Origin of the sequence: Pseudomonas sp. (genome assembly GCF_040514055.1) — a bacterium.
In the GTDB taxonomy this organism is placed as follows: domain Bacteria; phylum Pseudomonadota; class Gammaproteobacteria; order Pseudomonadales; family Pseudomonadaceae; genus Aquipseudomonas.
On record NZ_JBEVDL010000016.1, the window covers coordinates 21704 to 37135 of the forward strand.

Here is a 15432-nt window from a genome sequence, read left to right on the forward strand (position 1 = left end):
CCGGGTGCCGGATGCCACCAGATTCATCGAGGATCTGCGTGGGGGGCTCGATCCGCAAATGCGGCATGGCACGGTCCGACTATCAGGGTGCCGGCGCGGAGCGCTGGCGGGCGAAGAAGTCCCAGATGGCCTGGGGGCCATCGAATCCCAGGGTGGGCCCCAGCAGGCGCGGGGCGCGAAAGCCGCCCTGGGGCAACAGGTGGCCGCCCCCGATCACCGTAAACAGCGCCACCTCGGCACGCTCCGTGGCGTGCCATTGCGCGAGGTTTACGGAATTCCCGAGGTCAAGGGGATCGGTCCATGGCGTGCTGCGGTGCGCGGCATCCCTCGGATAACCCGCCTGGGTGGCGAAGTACTCTGCCGACGCCTGGGCCGAGCGTACCGCGCCGCGGTTGGCAAAGCCGAACAGCGTGACTTCGCCGCCGCCGTAGGGGTTGATCGGGTCGCGCGTGCCATTCATAAACAGCACAGGCACGGCCTGGCCGACGACGTGGCAAGCCAGGTTATCGTCGCTGGGCAAGTTGGCCGACACGGCAGCGATCCCCGCCAGCAGCGTCGGTTGTTCCAGGGCGATGCGCAGACCCAGCTGGCCACCGTTGGAATAGCCGGCGAGAAAGGCGCGGCGTGGGTCGGCACCCTGTTGCTCGGCGAAGCGCTGGATCAGGGCGGCGATCAAGCCCTTGTCGTCGATATTTTGCGCGCGCGCCGGGTAGTCCGCCAGGCGGCGGCAGTCGTTCCAGTTTTTCTGGTAACCCTGGGGATAGATAAGGATAAAGCCCTGGGTGTCGGCCAGGCGTTCGAAGGCATAGGCGCTGAAGGTGCGGACATCGTCGATGGTCTGCAGCGAGCCGTGCAGAACGAAGACCAGCGGCGCATGGGGCGGCAGCTTCGCCGGCAGGTAAAACGCGTACTCGCGCCGCAGGCCGCCCAGTTCAATGCTGGCGTGTTGCAGGCTGGCACTTAACTGCGGTTGCTGCGGGGCGGGCGCATGGAGGAAATAACCGTACAGGCCGGCCAGCAGGGCGGCGATCGGTAGCAGAACGATCAGCACTTTTTTCAGTGTTCTTATTGTATTCATCGGAGCTCACAAGGGCAGCAGGGGTTCGTCATCCCTTGGCGTCATGTTAGGCAGCAGTGGTCCATTGCGGCAAAAGTGCCGCCCCATCAGCCCTAGCGTGCAGGGTGGGCGCCAGAGGGCGGCACTGTTCAGACGCGTAGCAGGTACACCGCCAACCCCGCCAGCGCCGAGAGGGCCAACACCTGAATCACCCCGCGCTTGAAATACAGCAGCGCGACCGCGGCGGCCAGGGCGATCAGGGCCGAGGCCCAGTCGAAGCGGCCGGCGAAGCCGGCGGGCCAGAGCACGTGATAAGCGAAGAACAGCGCCAGGTTAAGGATCACGCCCACCACCGCGGCGGTGATCGCGGTCAGCGGTGCGGTGAATTTCAGTTCGTTGTGGGTCGATTCCACCAGCGGGCCGCCGGCCAGGATCAACAGAAATGACGGCAGGAAGGTGAACCAGGTGACCAGCGCCGCCGCCAGCGCACCGCTCAGCAACGCCTGGTTGGGGCCCAGCACCGGCTGCAGGTAGGCGCCGGTGAAGGCCACGAACGCCACCACCATGATCAGCGGCCCCGGGGTGGTTTCCCCCAGCGCCAGCCCGTCGATCATCTGGGTTGGCGTCAACCAGCCATGCTGCTCGACGGCGCCTTGATAGACATAGGGCAGGACGGCATACGCGCCGCCAAAGGTCAGCAGCGCCGCCTTGGTGAAAAACCAGGCCATCTGGGTCAGGGTGCCTTGCCAGCCAAAGGTACCGAGCAGGATGCCCATCGGCAGCAGCCAGAGGAGCGCGCCGACCCCCAGCAACAGCGCCAGGCGCGAGCCGCGAAAGCGTGCATGCTCGGGTGTGGGCGTATCGTCATCGATCAGCGCCGCACCATAGCTGTGGTTCGCCACGCCGTGCCCGCCAACGGCGAAGTGTTCGGGGGCGAGGTGTCCGCCGAGGAAACCGATCAGCGCGGCCGCCAGGACGATCAGCGGAAAGGGCAGGTTGAACGCGAAGATCGCCACGAAGGAGGCCGCCGCGATAGCCCACAGCCAGTTGTTTTGCAGGGCTCGCGAGCCGATGCGCTGAGCCGCCTGCACCACGATGGCGGTGACCGCGGGCTTGATGCCGTAGAACAGCCCGGCCACCAGGGGCACGTCGCCGAAGGCGATATAGAGCCAGGACAGTCCAATCAGGATAAACAGTGACGGCAGCACAAACAGTACCCCGGCGATCACGCCACCCCAGGTCCGGTGCATCAGCCAGCCGATATAGGTGGCCAGTTGCTGGGCTTCCGGACCCGGCAGCAGCATGCAGTAGTTCAAGGCGTGTAAAAAGCGCCGCTCGGAAATCCAGCGCCGGCGCTCGACCAACTCCTGGTGCATGATGGAAATCTGTCCGGCGGGGCCGCCGAAGCTGATAAAGCCCAGCTTCAACCAGAACCAGAAGGCCTCCAGCAGGGAGACCGCGGCGGGCGGCGGGAGATTGTCGTGCACGGCCTGCGGGGCGATATCACTCATGGTGCGCCGTTCCTGGGCATGGCCGCGTAGGCCAGGTCAGGCCAGGCGCCCGCGGCGGCGACGTGGTTTGTTCACAGCGGCCAAGCATGGGTGCGCGGGCATTGCAGGGCGCCAGGGTGAGGATCAGAAGGTGCCAACAACTCATCGGGTCCAGCCAGGCAAGGAGGTTTTTCTACCATATCGTCTTGGCGGTTCCGAGCAAACAGGTATCGGTGCTCACCCACGCGCGGGGCGCGAGTGGCGAGCTGGGCCCATGCCGAATGCCTGCAGGCCGGGGACCGGGTGCGTTGCGGCGTCGGCGAGGGCACCTGGATCGGGCCAGAGCGTCCAGACGGCGGCTTGCAAAAGCAAGCCAGTGGCACCGCACTGGCTCGTGGGGGTGGAGACTGTCGTTCAGGGCAGCTTGAACAGCACCTTGACCTGATCGGTCACCGCGGCGGCATCGACGTAGCCAATGGCGTCGGCTTGGCCCGCGACGTGGGCGATGACGGCGGCATCGTCCGCGACGCTGGCCAGCGGCTGGCCTTTGCCGGTGAACACCAGGCCGGACCAGTAGGACTTGAGCTGGGACTCGTTTTTATTGGCGACACTGCCGTAGAACTTCTCCTTGGTGGCATTCCAGTCCTTTTGGTCGACGCCCTTGAACGACTTGTTCTTACCCAGAAAGATATTCGCCACGTCGGCCTGGGTGGGCGCGGCGCTGGCCGTGGGGTTGACGATCACCGCCACCTCGGCCTGTGTCAGGCTGCAGCTCGCCAGCAAGGCTCCGGCGCCCAGAGCACGGATAAAAAGGTTCATCGGGGTACTCCTCAAAATACGAAATCGACGCCGACGCTGACGATATCGCCATCGTAGTTACGTGCTGGAGTGCCCGCTGCCCCGTTGAAAGCGGCATGAATGGCATTGTCGAAGGCTTCCTGGGCGCCGCGAACGAACACGCCGTCGTAGCCGCCTGAAGTGTCCACGCGTTTGTATTCACCTTTGACGATTACGGTGGGCAGCACGTTGTAGTTCAGGCCATAGGTCCAGGAGTTCTGCCGTCCGTCATCGTCGTCCAGTTGGGCGTAGGTGACGTGGGCGAGGAAATCACCGAAGCGCCGACCGCCCATCATGTAAAACGCATCGACACTGCCGGAGGCGTCTTGCTCGATGACGCGGCTGGTCCATTCGCTGCTGGTGAGCCAGGTTCCGTCGTCGAACTGATGACCCAGGGAAGTGAACTTGCCCTTGTTGTCGTCGAGCTTGTTGAAGGATTGGCGCAACGAGGTGCCGAACGGGGTGAGGACGGTGGCTTCGATATCGGTGGTGATATCGGCTTCCACATACCCCAGGCGGAAGGTGCCGAAATCGTTGGTGGAAAGGCTCAGGTTGCTGGCGAATATCTTTTTGTAATCGATGTCGTGCATGTCATCGAGGGCGAAATAGTCGCGGTTCTCGGCCTGGCCACCGGCCACTTGCAGGGTCAGCGAGCCGAAGGACAGCGGTAGGCTGTAGACGCCGTCGAAGCCTTCGTAGTTCGAGAGCTGGACCTGGCTGTAGACCTCGTCCGGCAGGCGCAGCCAGGGGTAGGTAAAGCCGACATCGATGGTTTCCGAATACATGTAGACCGGCGTGCGCAGACGGCCCATCCGCAGCATCAATTCATCGTTGGCCTGAAACGACAGGTAAAGCCACTCGAGATTGCCTTGCCAGGTGTCCTGAGCGGCCTTGGCGGTCACTTGTGCGGTCAGGCCCAGGCGCTCGGTCAGGCCGTACTGCAGCTGGCCGCCGAGTTTGGACAGCTGATCGCCGCGCCAGGCGTCGGTGGTCTGGCCGTTGACGCCGTAACTGCGTCCATCGTCCTCGCCTCCCAGGTAGGTGGCGCCGAGGCTGCCAAAGCCATTGAAGCGGTATTCGCCGGGCTCCAGCGCCAGCGCCGGGGCGGAGGCCAGGGTCATGGCCAGCGTGAGTAAACGGAGGGTCGTCATCGGGGGGACTCCTGTGGACTGCGTTAAACGCGAAATTGAGCGGTGGCCGCGCGCAGGTGATCACCGGTGCTGACCAGCTGCTCGCCCAGGCGGGCCGTGGCGTCGGCGCCCTGGGCGGTGCGCTGGGTGTCCTGCTGCAGGACCTGGGTATCCTGTTGGATGGAGTGGGACAGGCCGATCTGTTCCTGGGTGAATTGGGCGATACCGGCGTTCAGCTGGTTGATCTGCCCAACCGCCTGGGCGATGGCATCGAGCACCTGGGTCGCCTCGACCGAACGTTCGATACTGGCCTGGGCCTTGGCGCCATTGCTGGTCATCACATTGAGCACGCCATTGGCACTGCTTTGCAGGCGCTGGATGATTTGCTGGATTTCCGCGGTCGAGGCCGCGGTTTTTTGCGCCAGGTTGCGCACCTCGTCGGCCACCACGGCGAAGCCACGGCCCTGTTCGCCGGCGCGAGCGGCTTCGATGGCCGCGTTGAGGGCGAGCAGGTTGGTCTGTTCGGCAATGCTGCGGATCACCGTCAGCACCGAACCGACTTGCTGGGTTTCTTCCTCCAACTGTTGCATGGCCTGGACCGCGCCCATCACGCTGCTGCCCAGGTCGCTGATGCTGGATGACAGGTTGCCGATGTTCTGCCGGGCGGTATCGGCCTGCTGCGCCGCCGCGCCCGCCTCGTGGGCAGCCTGCTGCGAGCGGTGCGCCACTTCCTGGATACTGCTGGTCATGGTCTGGATATCGCGCCCGATCGAGTCGGTGCGGCCTTGCTGCGACTTGGCGTTCTCTTCGGCGCCTTGGGTCAGGCGGTACAGCTCGGTGGACATCTGCCCCAGGGGACTGGCGGCGTCGATGATCTGACGCAAGGTCCCTTGCAGCTTGTCCAGAAGGCCGTTGAACAGGCCGATCATGGCGCCAATTTCGTCATTGGCTTCCACCGTCACCCGCTGGGTCAGGTCGCCGTCGCCCCGGGCGATGCCCCGCAGCGAGTGGATCACGCCATTGACGTTGCGCATGATGCCGCGGATGACCAGCCAGGACGCGATGCTGACCAGCAGCACCAGCAGCAGGCTGAACCCAATGCCCAGGCGCGTGGTGGTGGCATTGTCGGTGCGGGTCTGCATCAGGGTTTGCTGGAAGTCTTCATAGGCATGGGCACGGAAGGCCGCGCCGCTCTTTTGCGCCTCGGCCAGGTCCAGTGCCATGCGGTCCAGGCTCGGCCGCAGGTCCTCAAAGGACGCGCTGCCCTTGACCAGCTGCGAGGAGGCGCTCAACGCGTTGTCGGCATAGGCCTGGATCGACCGACGCCATTGCTCCAGTTCCTCGTTGCGTTGTGCTTGTCCCTGGGTCAGCCGCTGCAGCTCCTGCTGGCGCGTGCCGATCTCCCGCAGCACGCCGCGAGCCTCTTCCAGGGTGGTTTCCTCACCCGCGGCCACGGCGCTGTTGAGCAGTCCGGGAATCCGCGAGAACTGGAAGATCACCGCGTCGGCCTTTTCCAGACTCGGATAACTGCGGGTTTCCAGCACCAGCAGGCGCTTGTCGTTGTGCGACAGCTGCAGGGCGTTATAGCCCACATAGGCCAGCAGGCCCAGCAAGGCGACGGCGGGCAGTAGCGACAATTTCAGCGTCAGCGAGAGGTTCTTGAGCATGGGGTGCTCCAATGTGGGGCGCGTAGAGTACAGAAAAGAAGTGATGGCATATAGCCATAATTTTGGTCACTCCCTGACCCTTACAACCCCTCGTTATTGTTCTTATCGGCGCACACCCCCTTTGCTATAGCCTGAAATACCCACGAGCGCCCGAAAAGGGCGCCTGCATCCCCTCGCGATGCGACGAGTGCCCTGAAGTAAAGCCTGGGAATTCCGGCCTTGGCGGCGCGAGGATGCGCTGAGGGGACAGCGAGGAGGTGCCTCAGGTGCGCGGGTTACGGGCCAGGCGGGTGGCGCATCGGATGCCCCCCGGCACGCTGTGCGCGGTCGCCCAACGGCTGGCGTCAGCCGCCATGGGCTGGCCAGTTCCCTTGAAAAGGTCGCCGCCGTCCAGCCAGCGGAGGGCTGGGCGCGGCGCGGGCAGGACCTACCAGGTGTCCACGAACGGGCGTTTCTTGCCCTCGCGCCGGGCCGGCCGCGGTGCGGCGTTCAGGCCGCGCAGCAACCAGCCGCGGGTTTCCTGAGGATCGATTACCGCATCGATCTCCAGGTAGCTGGCCATGTTCATGCCCTGTCCTTGCGCATAGGCCTTGCTGACCAGCAGGTCGAACAGGGCTTTTTGCGCCTCGGCGGTGGGCTGGGCCGCCAGTTCCTTGGCGAATCCGAGGCGCACTGCACCTTCCCAGCCCATGGGGCCGAATTCGGCGCTGGGCCAGGCGATGGTGAACAACGGCGAATGGAAGCTGCCGGCGGCCATGGCTTGCGCACCCAAGCCATAACCCTTGCGCAGCACCACGGTGAAGAAGGGCACCGACAGGCTCGCCGCGGTGACGAACAGGCGCGAGACGTGACGCACGGTGCCGTGTTTCTCCGCCTCCGGTCCGACCATAAAACCTGGGGTGTCGCAGAGTGACACCAGTGGCAGGTCGAAAGCGTCGCACAGCTGCATAAAGCGCGCGGCCTTGTCGCCCGAGGCGGCTTCGATAGCACCGCCGAGGTGGGCCGGGTTATTGGCGATCAGGCCGAAGGGCTTGCCCTCGATGCGCACCAGGGCCGTGACCAGTCCCGGGGCGAAGGTCCGACGCAGCTCCAGCACGCTGCCGGTATCGGCCAGGGTGGCGATCAGCGTGCGGATGTCGTAGACCCGCAAGCGGTTCTCCGGAATCACCTGGCGCAGCAGGCGCTGGTCGGCGCACTGCCAGTCGCTCAGCGGGCCCTGGAAGTAGCCCAGGTACCGACGCGCCACCTGCACCGCCTCGGCTTCGTCTTCGACTATGACGTCGATCACGCCGTTGGGGCCCTGCACGCTGACCGGACCGACTTCTTCGGGGGCAAAACGGCCCAGACCGCCACCCTCGATCATGGCCGGACCCGCCATGCCGAGGCTGGTGTCCCGGGCGGCGATGATCACGTCGCAGCAGCCGAGCAGGGCGGCGTTGCCGGCGAAACAACGCCCCGACACCACGCCCACCAAGGGGACCAGGCCGGACAGCTTGGCCATGGCGACGAAGGTGTGACAGTCCAGGCCGGCCACGCCGACAAAATCGCTGTCGCCCGGCCGGCCACCGCCACCTTCGGCGAACAGCACCAGGGGCAGCCGCCATTGCTCGGCCAGGCCCAACATCCGGTCGGTCTTCTTGTGGTTGATGACCCCCTGGGTGCCGGCGAACACCGTGTAGTCGTAGGCCACGGCGATGCAGCGAGCGGCTTCGCTGCCGAACTGGCTGGCGCCGACCGTGCCGATGCCGGTCACCAGGCCGTCGGCCGGGCTCAGCTCCTGCAGGGCCTCGACCGTATGGCGCTGGCGCTGGGCCGCCAGGGCCAAGGCGCCATATTCGATAAAGCTGCCCTCATCCAGCAAGTCAGCAAGATTCTCGCGCACCGTGCGTTGACCGCTCTTGCGCCGCTTGGCGACGGCGGCGGGGCGGTGCTCATCCGTCAGGCGGGCATGGCGTTCCAGGACCGCGGCCAGGTCGGCGCGCAGATGGTCGAGGTCCAGCTGCGCTTCGGTCTGGACCCGGCCGCGCGCCACCTCGCCCGGTTCGAGAAACAACAGCACCTGGCCTTCGCCGAGGGCGTCGCCAGGCTGGACGGCGATGCGCCGCACGACACCGCTCAGGCCGGCTTTGACCTCGAATTGCATTTTCATGGCTTCCAGGATCGCCACCGTCTGGCCGCTGACGACCTCGTCACCTTCCGCCACCTCCAGGCACACCAGGACCCCGGTGCCCGGGGCGTGCAACGGTGCAGTGCCGGGTGGGGCCTCGGTCGGACTGTCCTGGGTCGAGCTTGCCACCGGCGTCTCGCTGAAGTAACGCGGCGCAGGAGGCTGCGGCTGCACGGCGAGCAGCACGCTGAGCTGGCGCTCGACGAAGCCGGTGTCGACCTGATGGGCCTGCACCATCGGATGACGCAGCAGGTTCTGCAGCAGCAGCAGGTTACTCGCCACGCCTTCGAGGCGAAACTCGCAGAGCGCGCGATAGGCGCGGCGCAAGGCGTCCGAGTAGCTGTCGGCATGGGCCACCACCTTGGCCAGCAGCGAGTCGTAGCAGGGGCTGACCGGGTAGCCGGCATAGCCGTAGCCGTCCACGCGCAAGCCCGGGCCGCTGGGGGGCTCATAGGCGCTCAGCGTGCCGATCGCCGGGCGGCTGCTGCCGTCCGCCTGCGGGGTCTCCAGGTTGATCCGCGCCTGCACGGCGAACCCGCGCGGGGCAGGGGCCTGCAGCAGCCCGAGCTCGGCCAGCGAATGGCCGGCGTGCAGGCGCAGTTGCGTGTGCAGCAGGTCGACCCCGGTCACCTGCTCGGTCACGGTGTGCTCGACCTGCACCCGCGGGTTGACTTCCATAAAGTAGAACTGGCCCGGGCGTTGCTCATCCAGCAGGAACTCGACGGTACCGATGCCCTGGTAGCGAACCTCGCGGGCCAGGCGCAAGGCCGCGGCGATCATCGCCTCGCGGGTGCCGGGATCCAGGCCGGGACTGGGGGCGATTTCCAGCAGCTTTTGGTGGCGCCGCTGCAGGCTGCAGTCGCGTTCCCACAGGTGGCTGACGGCGCCCGTGCCGTCGCCCAGTACCTGCACCTCGATATGCCGGGCAGTGCCGACCAGCTGTTCGATATACAGGGCGCCATTGCCAAAGGCGGCCTCGGCTTCCGCCTGGCAGCGGGCATAGGCCTCGGCCAGGGCATCGACCTGCCGCACCGCGCGCATGCCACGCCCGCCGCCCCCGGCGAGCGCCTTAAGCATCACGGCGCCGTGCTCGGCGCAGAACGCCTGGGCCTGCTCCAGGCTGACGGCCTGGTTCACGCCGGCGACCAGCGGCACCTGGCAGCGTTCGGCCAACAGGCGGGCGGCGGCCTTGTCGCCGAACACGTCCAGCACCTCCGGGGCCGGGCCGATAAAGCGCACCCCGGCCGTCGCACAGCGGCGGGCGAACTCGGCGTTCTCGGCGAGAAAACCGTAGCCCGGGTGCAGGGCGTCGCAGCCGTGGGCCAGGGCCAGGCCGATCAGCTGGTCCATGTCCAGGTAGGCCGGCACTCCGCGGCCCTTGAGCGGCACGGCCTGGTCGGCCTGGCGGGTGTGCAGGCTGGCGCCATCGTCCTCGGCGAACACGGCCACCGAACGGATGTCCAGATCGGCGCAGGCACGGGCGATGCGGATGGCGATCTCGCCGCGGTTGGCAATCAGCAGGGCGCTAAAGGGCAGGCGCCCGGACACTCCCGTGATCTGTTCGTCACCTTGCCGCCGCTTATTCATGGCCATCTCCCCTGTCTGTGTGGCCCTGATCATAGGGAAGGGCGGCCCTGGCAAGAACTGATGCTTATTCATGGCTATCCATGCAGCGTATGCATGGTGAGCGCCCGGGATGGGGCGTGTTAGGGTCGCACTCCTGGACTCGCGCGGACCCTTTCATGAAACCCCAGCATGAGCGCACGGCCCTGATGGGCCGGCTCGACCTGAACCTGTTTCGGGTGTTCGAGGTGATCTACCTGGAGCGCAATCTCACCCGCGCGGCCGTGACCCTGCACCTCAGCCAGTCGGCGGTCAGCCATGCCCTGGGTCGGTTGCGTGAGCAACTCGGCGATCCGCTGTTCGTTCGCGCAGGGCGTGGCGTGGCGCCGACCCAGGTGGCGCAGATGCTGGCGCCGGGTATCCAGGACGCGCTGAGCGGCCTGCGCCGCAGCGTCGACCTCGGGCGCGGCTTCGACCCCCGGGTTGATCGGCGGCGGTTCACGGTCAATATGCCGGAACAGATGGAACCGGCGGTCTTGCCCAGGCTGCTGGCGCAGCTGCAACGTCGCGCACCCCAGGTGGAGATCCGTAGCAGCAGCCTGCATTGGGCACACCTGAAGCGCGAACTGCTGGCGGGGCGGATCGACCTGGCGATCGAGATCGCCCGGCCCAGTGATGCCGAGTTGCACCAACGGCGTTGGATGGCCGACCCCCTGTGCGTGATGGCGGGGCCTGGCTGGGCCGGCGAGCTGACCCTGGAGCAGTACCTGGCGGCCGAGCATGTGGCCGTCACGTCGCGGCAACGGGGTATATGCGTGGAGGACCTGGCCCTGGGTCATCTGGGTTTGGTGCGGCAGGTTCGCCAGCGCTGCCAGCACTACCTGTCAGCTGCGCTGTGGGTGGCGCAAAGCGAGCTGTTGCTGACCTTGCCCCGGGGGTACGCCGCATTGATCAACCAGGGGCTGGGCAACCGGCTGTTGCCGATGCCGCTGGAGCTGCCGCCGGTGACGCTCAACCTCTACTGGTCGCGCCAGACCGATAGCGAGGCCGGCAGCCAGTGGCTGCGCGGTGAATTGATGGCGCTGTCCGACGGCCTGTAGCGGGCGCCGATCAGGTGACGATGACGCTCATGTTCCTGCCGCAGGTCTTGGCGATGTACAGGGCCTTGTCGGCGGCTTTTATCAGGTCCTGGGCCGTGGCGTCCTGGGTGGCGGTCAGTTGGCTGACGCCAATGCTGATGGTGACGATATGGTCGGGGTTCTCGCTGTGGGGGATCTGCGCCGCCACTACCGCCCTGCGAATATTTTCCGCCACGATAAACGCGCCAGTGGAATCGGTGTTCGGCAGAACGACCGCGAACTCTTCGCCGCCATAACGTGCGGCCAGATCGGCAGGGCGCTTGATGATGCCTTGCACGGTCAGGCTGACGGTGCGCAGGCAACTGTCGCCCATCAGGTGGCCGTAGCTGTCGTTATAGGATTTGAAGTGATCGACATCGATCATCAGCAAGGACAACGCGCTAAGGTTTCGCCGGGCCCGATTGGTTTCGTTTTCAATGAAGATATCGAACTGGCGGCGATTGGCGAGCCCGGTCAGGGCATCCTCCAACGCCAGCAATTCAAGGGATTTATTCGCCACCAGCAGTTCATTCTGCGCACGCTCCAACGCCTCCTGGACCCGGGTTTGCTGGGCCATCAAGCGAATGATGCGGTAGCCAAACACACCCAACAGACTCAGCAGCAGCAAGGTTATCACCAGGCTGCGCCAGGTTTCCTCTCGCCATTGCGCCAGGCTTTCATGCTTGTCGACGGCGATAAAGATGATCAGCGGTAGCGGATCGATGACACGAAAGCCGACGATCCGCTCCACCTGATCGACCGACGACACGCTGATCGCCGTCCCGGACGGTGCATTGGGCAGCAACTGGGAGAAGAGCGGGCCTTTCGAGAGGTCGGTGCCGATGTCTTCCTCTTTAAACGGGCGGCGCACGATGATCTTGGCGTCCATCGACATAAGGCTGATAACGCCGTTCTTGCCCACGTCGATACTGTTGTACAGCTTAAGAAAATGATTGAGGTAAATGGTGGCCAGCGCCACGCCGGCGAAACTGCCATCCGGATTGTCAAGGCGGCGGGTGACCGTCAGAATCCATTCGCCGGTGGATTTGCTGCGTATCGACTTCCCCAGGTGAACACCACGGTCGGTATGGGTCTTGTGGTAAATGAAGTATTCGCGATCGGCGTTATTGGCGTTGGCGGGGGTAGTGCCGTTGGAGTTGATGATCCAGTTGCCATCCCGGTCATACACGAACACCCCGTGCAACTGCGGCATTTCACTGCGTTGAAGTCTCAAACTGTGTTCCAGTTTTTCCACCTGCTTGGGACTTAAACCATCCGCTTCAATCTGGTTGACCAGCCCGAACAGCAAGATGTCGGCCTGAAATATACTGGCCTCGACCTGGGACGCCAGCGTCTGCGCGAGGTTGGCCATCGCCTTTTGCGTGTCGTTGAGTTGGGCGGTTCTGGCGTTCCAGGCGCCGCTGGCGGTGACCAAGGCCAGCGAGAGGCAGACAGCGACGATAAACAGGATGATATGTTGGACTTTGAGTGGGGTGTTTCTGAACGTGCGGGTCGCTGGGTCCATAAACATCATCGGCATTGGAGCACCCTGTTTCTCCGGCTAGCCGGGTCAGTGTAGACCTATTTGCCCAGGGCTTGGCGGGGGCGACGCGGGGCGGCGCAGCGTCAGGTCATGCAACGGGCAGGGAAAGGACAGGTGCTTGCCGTGGCCAGCAGCCTCCGCTGCGCGTTACCCTGCCGCGTCCCAGCGGCGCAAGCTTTTTCCGGTTTCAGTCAATTTAGGGCGGGTGAATACAACATGGCAGTCAAGCGTCCTCGCTACAGCGAGGAAGACCTTCCCACACCCGGCAGCCTGTATTTTCTGCCACTGGACGATGGCCGCGTTGGCATTGCCCGGGTGGTCAGCCGCATTACCGCCGTCGACCCCGTGCTGTCGACCTTGACGCGGCCGGTCTGGACGTCCCGGGTGTTGGTGGTGCCCTCTTCATGGGTGGGTGTCGAGGCGCAGCGGCCCGCCGACGAGGACATTCTTCGGCAACTGGTGCTGACTCATCACAGCTGGTGCGAGGAGCCGCAAGCCACCTGGATAGCCGAACCGCCCCCCGGCGATTTTATCGCTGCCGGACGGCTCGACATCACCGAACAGGACGCACTGATCGAGGGTGAGGATTACGGTGACTGGGCCAGCCTGTGCCTGCAGCCGCTGCTGCAATGGCGCTGGGAGCACGATCGCGACAACCTGCTGCGCGAGGAAAATGAGGAGGAACTGCGGATCGAAGAAAGTGCGCGCCTCCATAGCGAGCGACAAGCGGAAATCCTCCGGACCCTGACGCTGGACAGCCTGGCCACGCGCCCTTGGTTCGAACACTGGGACGACGCCTGGGAGGCGCCCTTCCGCCAGCAGGCCGAGGGCCTGATCCTGGCTTTTGTCCAGACGCTGCGGGCCCTGCCAAAACTGTCCAAGGTGGTGGTGCGCCGCGAGCTGCGGCACTGTGTGGAAGCGTTTAATACACTGGAGGCGGCCAAGGCCTTTATTCAAACCACCCATCGCGAGGATATCGACGAGGCGCTGGACCTGGTGGTCTCGGTGGTGCGTTACCCCGAGCTGATGGACTCAGTGGATGAGTGGCGTGAGTGGTAGATGGGACGCGGAACCGCAAGTCCCTGCGTCCGACTGAATCACTAGTGGCTGCCTCGCACTGTCTGGAACTCCACGCGAATGCGCTGTGGTGGGGCGGGCGACGCCCGCGAACTCCGGGTCAAGCACCGGCAAGCGCGGTCCGCGTGGTCCACCCTGCCTTAGGTACGTCAAGTCCCGCTCAAGCCGTGCCGTAAGCCTCGACTGCTCAGTAGCAACAGTCCGATCGCAGCCTGAAGCTCGGCCACCAGGCCAAACAGCCGCGTTGCCGAGTAGAGGCCAAGGCTTGATGAGCTGAGCAGGCCGAACGCTCCCGGGGCGAAGGCGTAGCAGCCTTGGGCAAGAGCCACGATCAGGGCATCCACGCGCTGGCGCTGTTGTTGAGGAAACTTGACCCGGACCATCAGCGGCGGCAGGGAGGAGGCGTTACCAATACCCGCGCCGAATAGGACGATACCCACCCAGATCGTGCGGGGCGGGTGTTAAAGGCCATCAGCAGCACACCACCCAGCAGCTGGCGGGCGTAGCTGATGTTCGCCACCTGGCGTCGATTCGCATCCAACCGCATCCGCCAGCCTACCCAGGATCTGCCGAGGCTGGCTAACGGCGGTTGGATTCCCGGGCCTTGAGCGTGATGAAGAAGGGGGCCAAGGGCTTTTGCTAAAATCTTTCGCGGCGACGGGCAGGCGGCGTTCAAACGACTGGAGCGCCGACGGGGCGTTTTTCACTCGTAATGGGTCAGGCTGACCCGGGCAGCGGAGTCGCCAGGTAGCGTGACCCGCTCCAGCACCACCAGGCCTTGATCCCGGCACAGGTACTGCGCCGCCAGGGGCGAAAGGCCTGAGACGCGGGCTTCGGTACGTGAGCATCCCTGCTGGTACAGGTAGCGCTCCCAGTCCTGCCAGGCAGCCTGCGCCTGCGCCGCCGGCCCCTGGATACTCACCTGGGACTGCGCCGGTTTATTGCCGTCGCCGATGCTGCCGTAGTAGGCGGGTAGCGTTCCAAGGTCGAAGGGCGCCTGGCGCACCAGGGCGGAGAGGCCCAGGTAGAACCTTAACGAGCCGGGCAGGGGCTGGTAATCCTCCTCGGAGAAGAGGTAGGCGGTCAGCGCCAGCAGACTGCCGCTGACGAGCAAGGTCAGGACACCGAACAGGGTGAGGGCGGGGTGCACTCGCATGGATGCGGACTCGCGAAGTCAACAGGAGGGCTCAGCATCTTGCCGCGCGGGTTTCCGGGTGCCAACCCTGGCCCCCGGCTTTTGTGCGCTGGCCCCTGCGACTGGCCAACTAAATCAATGCCGATCCGTAGGCGCGGTGGACTGCGCTCGCCAGACACGAAGGCGACTACAGCCGTTGGTTTTTCTCGCTCACCCGTTTGTAGGCCACGTAGTACTTGTAGATATTGCCCACGTAGTCGACGGTCTCCCGGCCGACCACCCGAGCGGCGGCGTGCTCGACGTGGCCAAACCAGATGTTGGGATCGAGGCCCGATTTCTCGGCGAGCCGGCGAAACTTGCGCAGGTTGCCAGGCCCGGCGTTATAGGCGGCGAAGACCATCAGCGTCTTGTTGAGTGGGGTCAGTCCGGGGTCGTCCAGGTACTTGTCCGCGAGCACGCGCATGTATTTGCTGCCGGCTTCGATGTTCCGGTCGGCGCTGCCAGCGATCCCGCTGATGCCAACGCTGGGGCCGACGGCCTGGCGGCGAAGCTAGGACGCTGCCGGCGCGATCGGGCCGGTCCGTCGCCGTTTTGCCGGGAGGGGGTAGCGATGCGACCAGGCGGCGTTTTATCCGCCTCACCGCCCCG

At 65.1% G+C, this 15432-nt stretch carries 11 protein-coding genes and 1 pseudogene; 2 read left to right on the plus strand and 10 right to left on the minus strand.

Translation table 11 applies throughout. The annotated features are described in order from the left end of the window. Positions 1-82 precede the first annotated feature (82 nt). From ABWY06_RS04405 to ABWY06_RS04430, 6 genes are all read right to left on the minus strand, one after another. Positions 83-1078 (minus strand): CE1 family esterase, encoded by a 996-nt coding sequence (locus ABWY06_RS04405; RefSeq protein WP_353924354.1) that lies wholly within the window; start codon positions 1076-1078, stop codon positions 83-85. A gap of 128 nt (positions 1079-1206) precedes the next feature. Beyond that, complete coding sequence (gene chrA / locus ABWY06_RS04410; RefSeq protein WP_353924355.1) at positions 1207-2568, minus strand: chromate efflux transporter; 1362 nt, start codon at positions 2566-2568, stop codon at positions 1207-1209. A gap of 393 nt (positions 2569-2961) precedes the next feature. Further along, entirely contained in the window at positions 2962-3366 is a 405-nt protein-coding gene (locus tag ABWY06_RS04415) for a type 2 periplasmic-binding domain-containing protein (RefSeq protein WP_353924356.1), read from the minus strand. Between the two features lie 11 nt (positions 3367-3377). After that, positions 3378-4535, minus strand: coding sequence for a hypothetical protein (locus ABWY06_RS04420; RefSeq protein ID WP_353924357.1), 1158 nt, complete (start codon positions 4533-4535; stop codon positions 3378-3380). A 23-nt stretch (positions 4536-4558) separates the two neighbouring features. Next, positions 4559-6181, minus strand: a complete 1623-nt coding sequence (locus tag ABWY06_RS04425) for a methyl-accepting chemotaxis protein (protein ID WP_353924358.1) — start codon at positions 6179-6181, stop codon at positions 4559-4561. A 427-nt stretch (positions 6182-6608) separates the two neighbouring features. Next, the gene (locus ABWY06_RS04430; RefSeq protein WP_353924359.1) at positions 6609-9935 is read right to left on the minus strand and encodes a carboxyl transferase domain-containing protein; all 3327 of its coding nucleotides are present in this window, start codon (positions 9933-9935) and stop codon (positions 6609-6611) included. 155 nt (positions 9936-10090) lie between these two features. On the opposite strand from ABWY06_RS04430, the gene ABWY06_RS04435 reads away from it, so the two are divergent. Next, entirely contained in the window at positions 10091-11011 is a 921-nt protein-coding gene (locus tag ABWY06_RS04435; protein WP_353924360.1) for a LysR family transcriptional regulator, read from the plus strand. Positions 11012-11021: 10 nt separating this feature from the next. On the opposite strand, the gene ABWY06_RS04440 is transcribed toward ABWY06_RS04435, so the two are convergent. Beyond that, positions 11022-12569, minus strand: a complete 1548-nt coding sequence (locus ABWY06_RS04440; protein ID WP_353924361.1) for a sensor domain-containing diguanylate cyclase — start codon at positions 12567-12569, stop codon at positions 11022-11024. Between the two features lie 219 nt (positions 12570-12788). Between ABWY06_RS04440 and ABWY06_RS04445 the strand changes: the two genes are divergently transcribed. Next, entirely contained in the window at positions 12789-13631 is an 843-nt protein-coding gene (locus ABWY06_RS04445; protein ID WP_353924362.1) for a hypothetical protein, read from the plus strand. 167 nt (positions 13632-13798) lie between these two features. Here the strand turns inward: ABWY06_RS04445 and ABWY06_RS04450 are convergent, their stop codons facing one another. The 3 genes and pseudogenes from ABWY06_RS04450 to ABWY06_RS04460 all read right to left on the minus strand — a co-directional run. Then, positions 13799-14089 (minus strand): hypothetical protein, encoded by a 291-nt coding sequence (locus tag ABWY06_RS04450; protein ID WP_353924363.1) that lies wholly within the window; start codon positions 14087-14089, stop codon positions 13799-13801. Positions 14090-14352: 263 nt separating this feature from the next. After that, complete coding sequence (locus ABWY06_RS04455) at positions 14353-14805, minus strand: hypothetical protein (RefSeq protein ID WP_353924364.1); 453 nt, start codon at positions 14803-14805, stop codon at positions 14353-14355. Between the two features lie 166 nt (positions 14806-14971). After that, a pseudogene (locus ABWY06_RS04460) lies at positions 14972-15322 on the minus strand (transglycosylase SLT domain-containing protein); the annotation flags it as partial. Positions 15323-15432 lie beyond the last annotated feature (110 nt).

Bases quoted from the DNA above. Each gene is read 5' to 3' on its own strand.
- ABWY06_RS04435 (WP_353924360.1), top strand. From the start codon at position 10,091: ATGAAACCCCAGCATGAGCGCACGGCCCTGATGGGCCGGCTCGACCTG.
- ABWY06_RS04415 (WP_353924356.1), bottom strand. From the start codon at position 3,366: ATGAACCTTTTTATCCGTGCTCTGGGCGCCGGAGCCTTGCTGGCGAGC.
- ABWY06_RS04440 (WP_353924361.1), bottom strand. From the start codon at position 12,569: ATGCCGATGATGTTTATGGACCCAGCGACCCGCACGTTCAGAAACACC.
- ABWY06_RS04455 (WP_353924364.1), bottom strand. From the start codon at position 14,805: ATGCGAGTGCACCCCGCCCTCACCCTGTTCGGTGTCCTGACCTTGCTC.
- ABWY06_RS04405 (WP_353924354.1), bottom strand. From the start codon at position 1,078: ATGAATACAATAAGAACACTGAAAAAAGTGCTGATCGTTCTGCTACCG.
- chrA (WP_353924355.1), bottom strand. From the start codon at position 2,568: ATGAGTGATATCGCCCCGCAGGCCGTGCACGACAATCTCCCGCCGCCC.
- ABWY06_RS04445 (WP_353924362.1), top strand. From the start codon at position 12,789: ATGGCAGTCAAGCGTCCTCGCTACAGCGAGGAAGACCTTCCCACACCC.
- ABWY06_RS04425 (WP_353924358.1), bottom strand. From the start codon at position 6,181: ATGCTCAAGAACCTCTCGCTGACGCTGAAATTGTCGCTACTGCCCGCC.
- ABWY06_RS04430 (WP_353924359.1), bottom strand. From the start codon at position 9,935: ATGAATAAGCGGCGGCAAGGTGACGAACAGATCACGGGAGTGTCCGGG.
- ABWY06_RS04420 (WP_353924357.1), bottom strand. From the start codon at position 4,535: ATGACGACCCTCCGTTTACTCACGCTGGCCATGACCCTGGCCTCCGCC.